A 14,515-nucleotide genomic window follows, 5' to 3' on the forward strand; every position below is an offset into this window, starting at 1 on the left:
TATGTACGATTCAGGGCCGCATTTAAGCGGCCTTTTTAATTCCCATCAACATGATCATCAAAAACATCGAAGCCAAGATCAAGCTTGCGACGGTCATCGCTATTGGCAGTCTTGTCACATCGCTGATCATCGTCGGAGTTAACTGCCTGTATGCTTTTAAGCTGGTCAGCAGTGCCCAAAAGAGCATTTACATCCTTGATAAAAATGTGCCTATCCTGGCCAGACAAACCGACGTCCAAATGAACAGGCCGGCGGAATACCGCGCACATATCGATCTATTCCATTCCCTTTTCTTTTCCCTAACGCCGGATGACGGTTACATGGAATATCAAATGAAAAAGGCGATGTACCTCATCGATGAATCCGGAATGCAGCAATATAACGACCTGAAAGAAAATGGTTTTTTCAATTCCATTCTTTCATCGAGTTCGGTTTTGACCCTTCAAACCGATTCCATTGCAGTGGACGTAGCGAAAAAGTATTTCAGATACTACGGTAAGCTCAAGATTGACCGGCGCAGTTCGACGGTGATCCGTTCACTGGTTACGGAAGGCTATCTTAAAGACATTCCGCGCAGCGATAACAATCCGCACGGGGTATTGATCACCAATTGGAAAACCCTTGAAAATAAAGACTTACAAGATGTGGAGAAAAATACATTCTAACCGCGATCCGCGTAATACACTCTATTCAGAATTGCGCAGGGAATTTGGGTGCTATTTCTCGGCTTTGAGTGCCTTCATAAGCGAATTGCTTAACACTTACCCCAGACTGGTTTTCTGGCTCATGATCGTACTGCTGCTTTCATCGGCCAGCTTATCGTTCACCATTTTCCGGCACCCTGAAAATAAACCGGATCCCCAGGTTAAAGCTATCAGTCCTGTCACCGAAGGCTTTTCCAGGATCATGGAATCCGCGGCTAAGATCAGGAAAGGGTTACAGCTGAAAAGAATGGTGGACAGCCTGATCGCTAAAAAAGTGCTGACCCACCAAGACAGCATTACGCTAGAGAATGCGCTTGACAGTCTTCAACAAATTCAAAAGTAATGATGATGAAAATCAACTTTAAACAACCCAAGTATATACTGCCTTTGGTGTTGCTGCCCTTTTTTTGCCTCTTCTTTTACGCCTGGCGGAGCAGCTTCGCAAAACCCAAGCAGGACACGGCACCGCAAGAAGTTCTAAATCCGAGCGTTGGCAATGTTTCCAGCGAAGTCCGTAAACGGCAGCTTGCGGATAAACTGGATGCTTTCCGCAACACCTATAAAGAGGCCGATGGGATCTCAGCAGTGGCCGTTATCCCTAAAGAAACGACCAGTAATCCGGCGTATAACAATGACTATTCGGAAAAACAAAGGCGGATGCTGGATTCACTAGCCCAACGGGCAAAGGTGCAGGAAGTCACCGATAATCAAATGAAAGCCGAACGGCAGTTAGTGCGCGTGATCTCGGCAAGATCGCAACCCCCGAAGGCAGTGACGGAGAATAACATTACCAAAGAAAAAGATCCGATGGAGGTCTTCAAAATGCAAATGGCCGTGATGGATAGTATCAACAAAGCCAACGATCCGGCGTACAAAGCTGAAAAACAAAAACGTGATGCGGCGGATAAATTAGCCAAAGGAAAAGCTGCACAGGTTAAATTTACGGTGGTTAAAGCCGGTAGCCCATCCAACGAATTCAATACGGTCTTACCGGAAAAACAGCAGGATTTGATCAGTGCGGTCATCGACGAAAACATCACGGGTTACGCCGGTTCAAGGCTGCGCTTGCGACTGCTTGAAGATGTCCGGGCCGGTGACATGCTCATCCCAAAGGGCACTTACCTGTATGCGCAGATCAGCGGCTTTTCAGAGCAGCGCGTCACCCTGACGATCTCTTCAATACTTTTTAATAGTAGGATCGTGCCGGTCAAGCTGGATGTCTATGATCTGGACGGTCTGCCGGGACTTTATGTGCCTGCCTCATCCTTTCGAGAGTTTACCAGAGACCTTGGCGGCAATACTATACAAGGGGTAACGATCGATGGCAGTTCGGGCAATCAGTTCCTGATGAGTACGGCCAGTAAAATTTTTCAGTCTACTTCGTCGGCCATTGCGGACCTCATTCGGAAAAATAAAGCCCGGCTTAAATACAATTCTTACCTCTATCTGATCGATACAGATGCCTTACAAAACGCTCAAAAGAACTATTAACATGAAAAAGCTAATATTAATTGTTTTCCTCTTTTCTGCTGCCTTAGCTCACGCACAGGAAACTTTGCCGGTTGTTGACCTCCCGGAAAATTCAACGATCCATTTCATATCCCCGGAACCGGTTCAATACGTGGACATATCGGACAAGAACCTTGTTGGTGACCTGCCGCTCAAAAATGTATTGCGGATCAAACTTAAAGATTCGCTTAAAACCTTCACCGGCTCGGTGCTAACCATCGCAGGTGAAAAGTTTATTGCGCAATACCGGTTATTACCCGGACGCCTGGGTGTGCCTACAGCAATAAACATCGAGCCCGAGGATGTCAAACCTTTGGACATTTCTGACATAGGGCTTTCTCAGAACCAGTTAAAATTGCTGTCATTAAAGCTGTATACGACACGAGCAGGTAGCGCATTAAGCAAAACAAAAGCCTTCGGCATGAAGGGACAAGTCAATCATATCGCGACATTGAGCGACTATATTTTCCTGGACGTCTCGTTTAAGAACAAAACCAATCTGAAGTACGATATCGAAGATTTTCGTTTCAGGATCGATGATGAAAAGGTAATAAAGGCAAGCAATATGCAGTCCGTAGAGATCAGGCCGGTATTCGTTTTGTCCAATGTGCCTTCTTTTTCAAAATACTACCGCAACGTGTTTGTGTTCAGAAAGATGTCATTTCCCGGAAATAAGGTTTTACATGCTGAACTGAGCGAAAAGCAACTATCCGGACGGATTATCACTTTGAAGGTCAATTACAAGGATTTACTGGAAGCTGACACGATAAACATCGAATAACGAGCCCAATAGCTGTAACTGTGGACAAGGATCTCATGTCACTATCACTGATAAATTAATTGATCCCTATGGAAGAAACCAGAGAACAGCAGAAATTGCATGGGTTCATGCGGTCTGCGATATACCTGTCCGTGCTGTTTGAAGTCATTGTCTTCGTTTATCGTGAAGCCCCGGTCTGGGGCTTTTTTTATGTCCCGCTGATCAAGTTGTCCCGCCTCGTCATTTACAGGGATCTGGTCTACAGTAAGCTCTTTACCTTAACATTGATGTGTCTGGTAAGTATCGGGACACTGGCAAAAAAGGAAAAAGACCTGAATCCTAAAAATCATATCGTTTACCCGCTTTGTTTCGGTCTTTTATTATTTTTTGGCAGCATTTGCTGTCGGGGACGGGCTTCGCCATTGATATTTGCTTATACGAGCTGGTTTGATCTAACCTATATCGTTTGCTCCTTTACCGGCGCATTGATGACGAGTATGGCAATGGATAACATATCCAAAATGATCCGCTCCGGCCTTGGCAAGGATCAGTGGAACACGGAAGCGGAAAGCTTCATGCAGCAGGTTACCAAAACAGAGACCCCTTACTCGGTAAATATTCCCATGCTTTTCTATTATAAAGGCAGGGTACGTAAGGGCTGGATCAACATCGTTAACGTGTTCCGTGGAACGATTGTCATCGGTACGCCGGGCTCAGGTAAGTCCTTTTCCGTAGTCAATCCGTTCATTCGCCAACTGGTCGCTAAGGAATTCGCCATCTGCCTGTATGATTTCAAGTATCCCGATCTAGGCCATATCGCTTATTATCACTATTTATTAGCCAAGCAGCAAGGTAAACTCAAAAATTTCACCTTTCATGTACTGAACCTCAACGAAGTGGAGAAAAGCCGCAGGATCAACCCCTGGCGCGCAGATTACGTCCGTTCTTTGGCTGATGCTGCGGAAACTGCCGAAGCATTGTTAGAGGCACTTAAAAAAGGCGACCGATCCGGGGGCAGCGATCAGTTCTTTACGCAGTCGGCGATCAACTTCCTGGCCTCCTGCATCTATTTTTTGAGCAAACATGACGGTGGCAAGCTGTGCAGTTTCCCGCATGTGCTGGCTTTGCTGAACCGTTCGTATGAGGAGATCTTTAATGCCCTCGTTTCCGAACAGGAACTGAAATCGCTTTTATCGCCCTTCATGAGCGCCTATCATGCGAAGGCATTTGACCAGCTGGAGGGGCAGGTCGGTACCCTGAAGATCTTTATCAGCAGGCTCGCCACCAAAGAAACCTTTTGGGTCTTTTCAGGTGACGATTTTGACCTCAAGATATCAGCTAAAGAAAATCCGGGCATGCTGGTGCTGGCCAATGACCCGAACACGCAAAACATCAACTCCGCCTGCTATTCGATCATCACCAACAGGCTCACCAAACTGATCAATACGAAAGGTAATCTCCCATCCGCACTGATCGTTGATGAGGTGCCAACGCTTTTCCTTCATAAGATAGAGAACCTGATCGCTACCGCACGAAGTAACAAGGTGGCCGTGCTGATGGGCCTGCAGGAGTTGCCGCAATTCAGTCAGCAATATGGTAAAGATACGGCAGCCACCATCACCGCTGTCGTGGGTAACGTTCTGTCGGGATCCGTGCGCAACAAAGAAACGCTCGAGTGGCTGGAAAGACTGTTCGGGAAATCGAAACAGCTTGGCGAGGGGCTGTCCATTGACCGGAATAAGACCTCGACCTCCTTAAACGAAAAACTGGAGGCTTTGATCCCTGCCGGGAAGATCGCATCGTTGAATGCAGGGGAAATGGTGGGCGTTATAGCCGCAGATGCCAAGGAAATTTATACAGGTCAATTCGAAACGTCTGCCGTGAATTGCCGGGTAGCGCTTGACCTCAAAGAGATCGCTGCGGAAGAAAAGGCTTACAAACCACTGCCTACCTATTACAACTTCCGGGACAAAAAGGACGAGGTCCTTCGCCAGAATTTTTCGCGTATCAGCCTGGAGATACAGGAAATGGTCAACCAGTTCCGTCCGAAGGCTAACCCTTAACCGCAATAAATCCCCAAATTATGGAAAATGGAAGTTTGAACGGGACGCTCGTACTCGTGCGTCCTGACCTGACGTTCGACCCGGCTGGTGGCCAGAGAAAGGTCGGCGTGGTCAACTATGACCGGCCGCAATCGAACGAAATCTATGTCGCCTTTGATCATGGCCGAGAGGCGATCTATCCCCCGGAGGCACTGGTCAGGCTCAAGGATACGCAAACGATCTTAAATGATCTGACCAGTAATGGCTCAAAAATGCCCCTTGACGTCTTCAAGGACCTGTACAAGATCATTATGCTCTTGGACAGGGGAACGAATACCGGTTCCAGACAGGCGCTGGAGATCGCCGGTAAGAATCCGGCCGTCTGGGAGCGGGCTTTGCAACCGGCCAAACCTGCTGAAAAAGAGGTGCTGAAAAAGAGCTATAGCGGATGAAGGCGGTGGTGATCTTTTCATTCGTTTGCCTGCCGCTGCGGTCACTGACCGTTATTTCACCATTCGGTTACCGAATACACCCGCTCTCCGGAAAAATAACCTACCATCCCGGGGTAGACCTCCGTGCACGGTATGACTTTGTGTATGCCATTTTTGACGGCATTGTAGACCGGGTTTCCTACGACCCATCGCTTGGGCTTGCCATACAGATCCGTCGGGGCAAGGTGGTGGCCATTTATGGACACCTGAGTAAGAGCTTAGTCTTACCTGATGATACCGTCCGTGCCGGTCAGGTGATCGCCATCAGTGGAGCGAGCGGCCGTGTCACCGCAGCTCATCTGCACTTCGCTATCCGTTACGGCGGACGCTATCTGAACCCATTAAATTTTTTATACGAACTTTTAAAAACAACACATCATGAGTAAAAATTTTGCACTCCTGCATGAGCAAATTGCCAATAAGCTCATCGCAGAATTGAAAGAAGGAACCTCACCTTTTCAAAAACCCTGGAATGATTCGACTTCTCCTGCCTTCACAATTCCGATAAATCCGACCACGAACAAAAACTACCGCGGAATGAACGCGCTGTGGCTTTCCATGCAAGGGCATCAGGATCCGCGCTGGATGACTTTAAAACAAGCCGATTTTGCCGGTTACACCGTCGAAAAGGGTGCAAAAGCAACGCTGATCAACTTTGTGAAGACCTCCAACATGGAAGCGATACGCGATGTAGACGGTAACAAAATCAAAGATGAAAACGGCGTTACGCAAACCAGGGTATCGAACTTGGATAAACCGATTATCACCAACGCATGGGTATTCAATGCGGAACAGATCAAAGGCATACCGCCGCTTGGTGAATACCTGCAACAGCACCGGGATGAACAAAAATGGGCGCCGGTCGAGCGGGCAGAAAATTTGCTCGCAGCCAGCCAGGCCACCATCAATCACGGCGGTAATGAAGCCTACTATAACAAAGGCAAGGATTTCATCCAACTACCTTTCAAGGAGCAATTCGACAATGAGACCAAGTACTATGCTGTGGCACTTCATGAATTGGGTCATTGGTCCGGGCATGAAAGCCGCCTGGACCGTCCGATGGAAGGCCGCTTCGGTTCGGAAGCATATGCCAAGGAAGAACTTCGCGCGGAAATTGCTTCCCTGATGATCGGCAGCGAGCTGCAGATAGGACACAATTTCGGTCAGCATGCGGCGTATGTCAATAGCTGGGTCAAGATCTTAAAGGACGAACCGTTCGAGCTGTTCCGTGCTTCGGCAGATGCGCAGAAGATCTATGATTTTGTCCTGGACCTCGGCGAGAAGCGGGATTTGAAACAAGCCACAAAAATGGATGACCGGGTGACAGAACTGCCTGCGCTGGTCAAAGGGGACGAGATCGCTTACAATAATAATGTCTACAAGGTGCTGGATATTAAAGGGAAGACCTTCAAGATGGAAGATACGGAAGGTAAGAAGTTCAGTATGAAGCAAACAGACGGCTTATTCAAATCGCTGGTGGCCGCTAAAAATGATCCGGCGGAGCGACAATTGACGGCCGCTGAGGCGGTAGGGGAAGACGCAGGCTTTTCCAGAAAGGTGGGCAGATAAAAATGGATATCATACATTACAACGAAAAATTGCTGCCAATGAAAGATTTCGAAACGATTGGCCTGGCAGCAGGCGGCCAACTGCTCCTGAATGTGGATGATCTAAAGGCACTACTATCCGGAAGACGGACAGGATTGATGCAATTGCATAACCTCGAAGGGGAAAACATCCGCATCAAGTCCATGGATGCCAAGATATCGCTCAAACCAGATGAAGCAGGGAAATTGAATCTGATGATCCACCCGGTTTATAAAAAGCCTGTAACGCCTTCGTTTCTGGATGATGCTGAGGCCGCAAAACTGGAAAAGGGCGAAGTGGCCAATTACCTGAAAAAGACCACTGACGATCTGGGAAACACAAAGGAAATATTGGTGGAATTCGACTCGGAAACACGTGAGTTTATCGTTTCGGATACGGAGAAGATCCTGGCGCCCGATATGGTCAACCTGCAATTCCTGACGGCGGCGCAAAAGGAAAATTATCGCAAAGGCAAGGAGGTAACCCTGACGGATAAAACGACGTTCGCTTATTCCGGGGCAGATGCGAAGGGCATCCGGGCCAATAAATTGGCCCTGGTGGCTTCGATATTGATCGACGGCGGCCTCACTTATGTAGTTTACAAAGGCCTGAACCGGTTATTTAACCAACAGCGGAATGATGTCGAAGCGGGAAAGCTTAGTCCCGGATATTACAACGCTGTCCAGGACGCAGAAAGCGAAAGGCAACGTGTGCCTAATCAAATGAGCCGGTCATACACCCGCAACGGTCACCGTTGATGATCAGCGAACTTTTACATTTTGGGGTCCCTCCGCAGGTCTTAAAGTTTTTTGCTGCGGAGGAACCCATTTTCGACTTCGGAGATGATGCTGAGTACTTTACGGCTGATTGTCACCGTTTGCCTGTTACCCGCAATCTCTGGACGGCAGGTGATCCACTTGCAAGGCAAGTGGTCATCACTTACTCGGCCATGGAAGCGATCGCCTTTTTGACTGTTAAACGATCAGCTTACCGCAACCATCAAGACCTATTCTTCATTGCCATCGGTTCAAGATTACGTCCTGAGCAACTGCAATGGATCCGCCAAAACCTCAAAGGCCGGAATTTCACGCTCGTTTTTGGTAATGATCTCCTGGGTAAACTGACGGATATCAAGGTGGCGGCTGGCATCCGTAATAAAATGCTGTCAATATGTTATCAGGCCGGAGAGGTGGAGATCCGGCTGAAAGCAAGAAAGATCATTTTCGAAGCCGAAAAGCTGAGCTTGCACGTGTTCGAAGAAGCTTTCGGCATACGAACAAAAGTAAGGACTTGTAAACCTGCCTGCGATCTTACTTTTTTGAACCAATTGAAAAATGAAAAATCAAGCTCCTATTATGCTTAAACCAGCAAGGGGATGCTTTTATAAAAGCTTTCCCTTGCTGCTACAGGCACTGACCTTTTGCTGGCCTGGACGCGTTCACCGCTATTCATTACATTTCCCTTTTGCGTCGCTGGTTTGGCTGTATTCCGGAGCCCGTTCTGGAGAAGCTGCAAGTATCTGATCGCGGCAGAATGCATCGAGGCCACATCCGGTGTTTTCTTCAAGCGCACCGACCGGTAAAAATGTCCTGGGTCAAAAATTAGGTCATGACCGGGCGTTTGCTCATGAAAGCTTTTAGGCTCATGGACCTGACGCTAAAAACGACAGATGCGAAAACGCCAGTCATTTGGATGCGGGGCATACCGCCATCAGCTATTATCGGAATAATCGGAACACGCGTTCAGCGAGCCAGAGAAAGGGAGGCATTGTCGAACAAGTCCTTAATATTTCTTGATTTTGACTAATAATATTAGTAATTTTAAGTCATGAAAGCCATCATCAAAAACGTTTTGTTAGCCTTTATCCTATCGACTTTTGCGTTTTTCGGCTTGTTAGGATCGAGTGACGCACATCGAAAGTTAGACGCTAAGCTAACCGGTGAGCAAAAGGAGATCAGGCAAGCCCAGGTCGATAAGCAAACGTTTACGTTGTTCGCCGTCATTGGGGTGACGTGGGTGATTTGCTTTTGGCGTTGCAAAGTGATCAACAAACGGTTGAACACGGAACGCATGTACCAGCAACGTTTCAATGAATATATGAGAACGTCTGCTTTCCGGCGGCAACACTATTAGTATTAATGGTTTTAGCTGATCACGTATCCGCGCGCTGAAAACGTCTTTATGCTTTTTTTTGCTCAAAATGAGTTTGGCAGGAAATCTCTTGTGAGGCTTTATCCTTTAGGTTTGAACGAAGATTCAAGACCCCTTGTACATCTCATGCTACGGCCAACCCGTTATTAATGAACTGCAAAAGCCACGCACAGCAAGGTAAGGGATTGTCAAATTTGCAGCCCAACCAATCCTATTTGTTATATTAGTCGCCTTAAATTAATGAATATGGAAAAATTAGCGGAATTGAAAGCGCTCGTTGAAAGCGCTGAAAAAGAAGGTCAGGCCTTCTATGAGAAAAACAACAAGGCAGCCGGTACGCGTCTGCGCAATGCTCTTCAACAGATCAAAGCGATCGCTACCGATTTGCGTAAAGATGTGACCGATAAAAAGAACGCAGGAAAATAATAAGGTGTTGACACACTGTTTTGGGAAGTCCCTGTCTTTTGACAGGGACTTTATTTTTAGTTTGAGCGTAGATTCAACACCAATTATTAGCGCTTAGGAAGATGTTCAGTTGCACCGGCTTGGAACTCGTTTCGGAATATTCCTGTAAGTAGCTGGCGAAACTTTTTTTTGAAAATCTGATAATTAGCAAAATTAGGTTAAAAGTGATGAGTGAGCTTAAAGCGATCTCCGGCGCGAATCTATATCCGGATCCCTGATAGCTTTTTTATTCCAATCGAATTCACACTTGATCATTCAAAAATCAATATAAAAGGCGGCATCGCTGCAGCCCTTGCGTTTCTACTACCGATGTACGATACGCTTTTCAATCTCTGCCAAAGCATTTTGAATGCCGTCTCGTTGCTCAGTCAGCAATTTCATGTGGTCAGCGTGATCGGCATAGTCTTCGATACATTTATCATAGGCCTCTATAGCAGCTCTTTCCCCGGTCGTGATGGACGTCAGGATAGCTTTATCGTCATTGCTGCTGATGTTGTGTTTGATGGCCAACCAGGCTCGGTGTAACCCGCCCAGTATGCCACCCTTATCATTGTCGGCATTCGCACCGTGCAGTTCGATATGCTCCTTCAATTCCGATGCATAGACGATACGTTCTCCAGAGATTCTTGAAAATAATGCTTTAAGTTCGGGGTCTTTGGCAGCGTCGGCAGCAGTCTGATAACCTTCCCTACCATCATTTACCAATTCCAGTATTTCTTTCAGGTCGCTGATGACCTCACCTTTATTTTTTAACGAAGATGTTTGGATCTTTTCCATAGGATCTATGTTTGTGATGACTAATCGCAATAAAGCGGCCAATCAAGGCATAATTATAATTAAATCTACCCGCTATCGATCCAAGCGAATTTCTTTTGAGAAAATATTATAAATTAAAAGTTACCTTGCGGCGTGGTGCTTTATTTACTGCATACCTAATTAATCTGCTATGACGTCCGAATTTTTATCCTTTGAACGAACCGTTCAGCTGCTTGCTGGATCCCCAAATTTTTATCTGGTTAAGGTCAATACTCAAGGGGATTATGTGTACATGAATGATCTTTTCATATACCGGCACAGTTCGTTTTATAATGCATCTGAGGTCCGCTCAGCCGCGTTAGCCCTCCACCCGGACGATCATGCGGCGAGTTATCAAGTTTATCAGCATTGCGTTGCACATCCTGATAGGAGTTTTCCCACTACGTTAAGAAAGTTGGATGGCAAAGGCGGCTATATTGTAACCTATTGGGAATATAGAGCGGACATTGATAGCGACGGAGTGCTCAGCGGAGTTATTGGGATAGGTCATGACGTAACCGCATTTGAATCCCGGAAGGAGCACCTGCATTTTTTAACAGCAACACTTAATCAGCTTGCTGAACAGCAGTCACATGAGTTTCGACGTCCGTTGGCCAATGTACTCGGTTTGGTCGAAGTGCTTAAAGATCTGGGACAAGGTAACGACCAAATCAAAGAGATCACTGACAGATTGATTGCGAGTTGCGAGCACCTTAATAAAGAATTTGAGGTTTTCCTGATCAAGGATCTTACTGGAAATAGGCGGTTCGAATAAGTAACGCCTGTTATTGCATCAGATCGAAACAAAGCGGTATGTATTTGCTTATCAATATAACAATACCCGCTATGCTAATGCTGACAAGATATACGTGGATAAACAGGAAATAAAGATATTAGATCTTCATCGCATTCTATTTGGCCAGGAACCGCCCTATTTCTGGGTAGAGGTACTTATTCGCGCACTTTTGACCTATATTATTTTGCTGGTCATCGTACGGTGGCTTGGTAAGCGGATGAGCGGACAGTTATCCATCCTTGAAATGGCCGTAATGCTTACGTTAGGTGCTATCGTATCTGTAGGGATGCAAATCCCCGATCGTGGTGTGTCGCTTAGCGCTATCGTATTGCTATTTATCCTGGCATTTCAGCGTGGCTTAGCCTGGCTTGGGTTTAAACAGCGAAAGGTAGAAAACCTAACCCATGGAACGTTAGACGTCTTGGTGATCAATGGGATCATGCAGTTGCAAGCGCTCCAGCGCTGCAATATTTCCAGGCAGCAGTTGTTTGCCCACTTAAGAAGTAAGAATGTGACTAACCTTGGTGCCGTAAGGCGTGTTTATCTTGAAGCAAGTGGCTTGTTCAGCATCTATGAATTTGACAAGCCCAAGCCGGGACTTCCGCTTTTTCCGCCGATCGACCATAAGGTGCTGGAAAGTCGGGTCGGGCTTAACCTGGTATCCTGTAACCATTGTGGACTCACCTGCGATAGGCAACCATCGCAGCCGCACTGTTCCGACTGTAACAGCAATGACTGGACCTCTGCTATTGACGAAAGATGAATGAGCCGATAAAATTAAATGAATGGCAGCGTATCCTGGTAGGTGAAGTACCGACGGGCTTCTTTATAGAACTGTTAATCCGAGCGATCATTTGCTACCTTATATTAGTTTGCTCCATGCGTATGATGGGAAAGCGCATGTCGTCCCAACTCAGCCGTAATGAATTGGCAGCGATGGTTTCACTTGCGGCAACGATAGGCGTACCGTTGATGGCGCCCGATCGCGGCGTGCTGCCCGCCATGATCATTGCGCTTACTGTCGTATCCACGCAGCGGATCATCGCACGATGGGCGTTCAGGGATCAGCGGTTCGAACGCATTTCTCAAGGTAACGTCAGTATACTGGTTTGCGATGGCGTGGTGGATGTAAAGGAAATGGAAAAAACGGGCTTATCCCAGGAACGTTTGTTTGCAGAACTCCGGTGTAACGCCATATTGCACCTTGGCGAAGTAGAGCGATTATATATAGAGGCCAATGGTGCCTTCACGTTGGTCAAGGCAAAAGAACTATCTCCCGGACTATCTGTTCTGCCGATACAGGATGAAGCGTTCGTTGGTGAGTGTTCCTTCGACGAACAGCATAGCGTATGCGGTTTTTGCGGCTTAGCGCCCGCTCAAGAGAACAAATCGAGTACTTGTGACAATTGCGGAAAACAGGAATGGAAGCCGGCAATGCAAATATGACAGCTCCATACAAGTGCTTGGATTTTTAAATGTGGGTGCAAGGGCAGTTATTTTGTCGATATGTCATAGATTAATTTTGTGTTTAAAGTTTAATAGCCAATTGATTATCGAAGCTTTTTCAGGTCAATCATTTCGCCTTTCATCGTATAAGCGCGATAATCTTTTTCCGGAGAAATGCACTGTCACCTACTGCTCTTCCAGCATCTTTTAGAAGGACTGTAAGTCTTTTGGACGTTGTCAGTTTGTGCTGCCTCTTCAGGTGTCAGTTTTTTTGGGTTATCAGTGGCTGGGCACAGAGCTCAGCAATAAAATCGGCCAAGCTGCCGACGGTCTGGAAATTGATTAGGATGTCATCGAGAAAACGATCATGTAGCTTAAATAGCTTGCCCAGGTTCTCGATGTGCAAAGCTTCTTTTTTATAACTAAGTTTTAAGCCGCGTTTGCTGAATTCCTGCTGTAGGTAAAATTTGAAGATAAACAGTGATCGATGATAGGGCAACGGTCACACTTGTTGATCATCATCAAAATAAGTTCTCCGGGCGGTTGGGCCTGCATACTGATTAAGCGGAAATAACTGCAGTTATCAATTAAACTCTGAGCTCATCAACGTCTTATCGTTAAGTTGCACTTGTTTTAACGTGAACCAAAAAGTACTTCCAACACCTATAACACTATCTACTCCAACCTCACCGCCATGCTGCTTAATAATTTCGGAACAGATGTACAATCCAAGACCAAGCCCATCGCTATTTTTTCCATCAGCGGCCCGATAATACCGGTTAAAAAGGAAGGGTAATTTCTCTGCAGAAATTCCTTGACCATGGTCGATAATAGCTACGCGGATCCGGTCCCCTTGTGTTTCCCAAGCGATCTCTATGCTATTTGAGTCAGGTGCATATTTAATTGCGTTATTAAGCAGGTTAACGATCACTTGCTCTATTTTGTTGGTGTCAGCCAGAACCATCACACACGGGTCTCCCTGGCAAGTGATCTTATAACGACTTTCCATATTGATATATTTGACACATTCTTCGATCAGCGAAGCTATCGGAAATACGGAACTCTTTAACGTAGCGTTCCCTTCGGTTAGCCGGGAAGCATTTAATAGATCTTCGACCAAAGTGCTTAGTTTACTCAGGCTTTTGTTGGCCTGGTCAACCAGTTTAGGCAGCATAGGACCAGGGTTGTCTTTGAGCCTGTCAAGTAACTGCAATGCCGCTTTTAACGTGGTGATCGGGGTACGAAGTTCGTGGCTGGCAACACTAATAAATTCCTCTTTTTGGCGAATGACCAGGCGACGCTGCGTCACGTCCATAAAAGTTCCGATCCCGCCTATGATCACTCCGTTTTCATCCCGGATAGGGGCAGCGTTGATGGCAAGATAAAATACTTCGCCATTTGGCGGCCGTACGCCGATCTCATGGTCATATACGTTTTCTCCCGTTGTGAGCGTGATCGACATCGGGTGTTCTTCTGCCGGTAAAAGCGAGCCGTCAAGCCGAAGGTTTGTCCACTTCTCGTCATGATAGGTTCGCTTTTTGATCTCGTCCTCTTTTAACCCTAAAATCTTTTGCGCCATAGGGTTGGCATAAAGTAATTGTCCGTCGATGTCAATGATACCCACGCCCTCTGCCATGATCTCCAACCCGGCAAGTCCTGCCTGTAGTCGCGGCATGACTTGGTTGATATCAGGAATGACGGGCTTTTGGTTTGGGATCATCATGCAAATATAATCTAAATATAAGCATTGATAGGGTGTGGACAATAAG

The 14,515-nt window shown here is 46.6% G+C and carries 17 protein-coding genes; 14 read left to right on the top strand and 3 right to left on the bottom strand.

The genetic code is table 11. From position 1 onward, the window contains the following. The first annotated feature begins 50 nt into the window (after positions 1-50). From traK to INP83_RS11230, 10 genes are all read left to right on the top strand, one after another. Positions 51-665 (top strand): conjugative transposon protein TraK, encoded by a 615-nt coding sequence (traK, locus tag INP83_RS11185; protein ID WP_219124000.1) that lies wholly within the window; start codon positions 51-53, stop codon positions 663-665. Next, positions 643-1,047, top strand: coding sequence for a hypothetical protein (locus tag INP83_RS11190; RefSeq protein WP_219124001.1), 405 nt, complete (start codon positions 643-645; stop codon positions 1,045-1,047). Before traK ends, INP83_RS11190 begins: the two co-directional genes overlap by 23 nt. After that, positions 1,047-2,195, top strand: a complete 1,149-nt coding sequence (gene traM / locus INP83_RS11195) for a conjugative transposon protein TraM (RefSeq protein ID WP_255563128.1) — start codon at positions 1,047-1,049, stop codon at positions 2,193-2,195. The genes INP83_RS11190 and traM overlap by 1 nt, the downstream gene beginning before the upstream one ends. A gap of 1 nt (position 2,196) precedes the next feature. Then, complete coding sequence (locus INP83_RS11200; protein ID WP_219124002.1) at positions 2,197-2,994, top strand: DUF4138 domain-containing protein; 798 nt, start codon at positions 2,197-2,199, stop codon at positions 2,992-2,994. A gap of 68 nt (positions 2,995-3,062) precedes the next feature. Further along, entirely contained in the window at positions 3,063-5,036 is a 1,974-nt protein-coding gene (locus INP83_RS11205) for a type IV secretion system DNA-binding domain-containing protein (protein ID WP_219124003.1), read from the top strand. A 20-nt stretch (positions 5,037-5,056) separates the two neighbouring features. Then, entirely contained in the window at positions 5,057-5,467 is a 411-nt protein-coding gene (locus INP83_RS11210; protein WP_219124004.1) for a hypothetical protein, read from the top strand. Continuing rightward, on the top strand, positions 5,464-5,892 hold the full coding sequence (locus tag INP83_RS11215; protein ID WP_219124005.1) for a M23 family metallopeptidase: 429 nt from the start codon (positions 5,464-5,466) through the stop codon (positions 5,890-5,892). The genes INP83_RS11210 and INP83_RS11215 overlap by 4 nt, the downstream gene beginning before the upstream one ends. Further along, positions 5,885-7,075 carry an ArdC family protein gene (locus INP83_RS11220; RefSeq protein WP_219124007.1) on the top strand — a complete coding sequence of 397 codons (1,191 nt, stop codon included), beginning with the start codon at positions 5,885-5,887 and terminating at the stop codon, positions 7,073-7,075. The genes INP83_RS11215 and INP83_RS11220 overlap by 8 nt, the downstream gene beginning before the upstream one ends. A gap of 2 nt (positions 7,076-7,077) precedes the next feature. Beyond that, positions 7,078-7,851, top strand: coding sequence for a DUF4099 domain-containing protein (locus tag INP83_RS11225; RefSeq protein WP_219124009.1), 774 nt, complete (start codon positions 7,078-7,080; stop codon positions 7,849-7,851). Next, a complete protein-coding gene (locus INP83_RS11230; RefSeq protein WP_219124011.1) occupies positions 7,851-8,456 on the top strand; it encodes a hypothetical protein in 606 nt (201 codons plus the stop codon). Before INP83_RS11225 ends, INP83_RS11230 begins: the two co-directional genes overlap by 1 nt. Positions 8,457-9,025: 569 nt before the next feature. Here INP83_RS11230 and INP83_RS11235 read toward each other — a convergent pair. Further along, positions 9,026-9,292, bottom strand: coding sequence for a hypothetical protein (locus INP83_RS11235; protein WP_219124012.1), 267 nt, complete (start codon positions 9,290-9,292; stop codon positions 9,026-9,028). Between the two features lie 198 nt (positions 9,293-9,490). Here INP83_RS11235 and INP83_RS11240 point away from each other — a divergent pair, with 198 nt between their 5' ends. After that, positions 9,491-9,670, top strand: a complete 180-nt coding sequence (locus INP83_RS11240; protein WP_219124014.1) for a histone H1 — start codon at positions 9,491-9,493, stop codon at positions 9,668-9,670. A gap of 342 nt (positions 9,671-10,012) precedes the next feature. On the opposite strand, the gene INP83_RS11245 is transcribed toward INP83_RS11240, so the two are convergent. Beyond that, the gene (locus tag INP83_RS11245) at positions 10,013-10,516 is read right to left on the bottom strand and encodes a PA2169 family four-helix-bundle protein (RefSeq protein ID WP_255563129.1); all 504 of its coding nucleotides are present in this window, start codon (positions 10,514-10,516) and stop codon (positions 10,013-10,015) included. A 139-nt stretch (positions 10,517-10,655) separates the two neighbouring features. Here INP83_RS11245 and INP83_RS11250 point away from each other — a divergent pair, with 139 nt between their 5' ends. From INP83_RS11250 to INP83_RS11260, 3 genes are all read left to right on the top strand, one after another. Beyond that, a complete protein-coding gene (locus INP83_RS11250) occupies positions 10,656-11,279 on the top strand; it encodes a histidine kinase dimerization/phospho-acceptor domain-containing protein (protein WP_219124015.1) in 624 nt (207 codons plus the stop codon). Positions 11,280-11,292: 13 nt separating this feature from the next. Next, a complete protein-coding gene (locus INP83_RS11255; RefSeq protein ID WP_219124016.1) occupies positions 11,293-12,063 on the top strand; it encodes a DUF421 domain-containing protein in 771 nt (256 codons plus the stop codon). A gap of 209 nt (positions 12,064-12,272) precedes the next feature. Next, positions 12,273-12,746 carry a DUF421 domain-containing protein gene (locus INP83_RS11260; protein ID WP_219124017.1) on the top strand — a complete coding sequence of 158 codons (474 nt, stop codon included), beginning with the start codon at positions 12,273-12,275 and terminating at the stop codon, positions 12,744-12,746. Positions 12,747-13,329: 583 nt separating this feature from the next. Here INP83_RS11260 and INP83_RS11265 read toward each other — a convergent pair. Next, entirely contained in the window at positions 13,330-14,421 is a 1,092-nt protein-coding gene (locus tag INP83_RS11265; protein WP_219124018.1) for an ATP-binding protein, read from the bottom strand. Positions 14,422-14,515 lie beyond the last annotated feature (94 nt).

The sequence above is a fragment of the Mucilaginibacter sp. 21P genome (assembly GCF_019331605.1).
Classification (GTDB): Bacteria; Bacteroidota; Bacteroidia; order Sphingobacteriales; family Sphingobacteriaceae; genus Mucilaginibacter; species Mucilaginibacter achroorhodeus.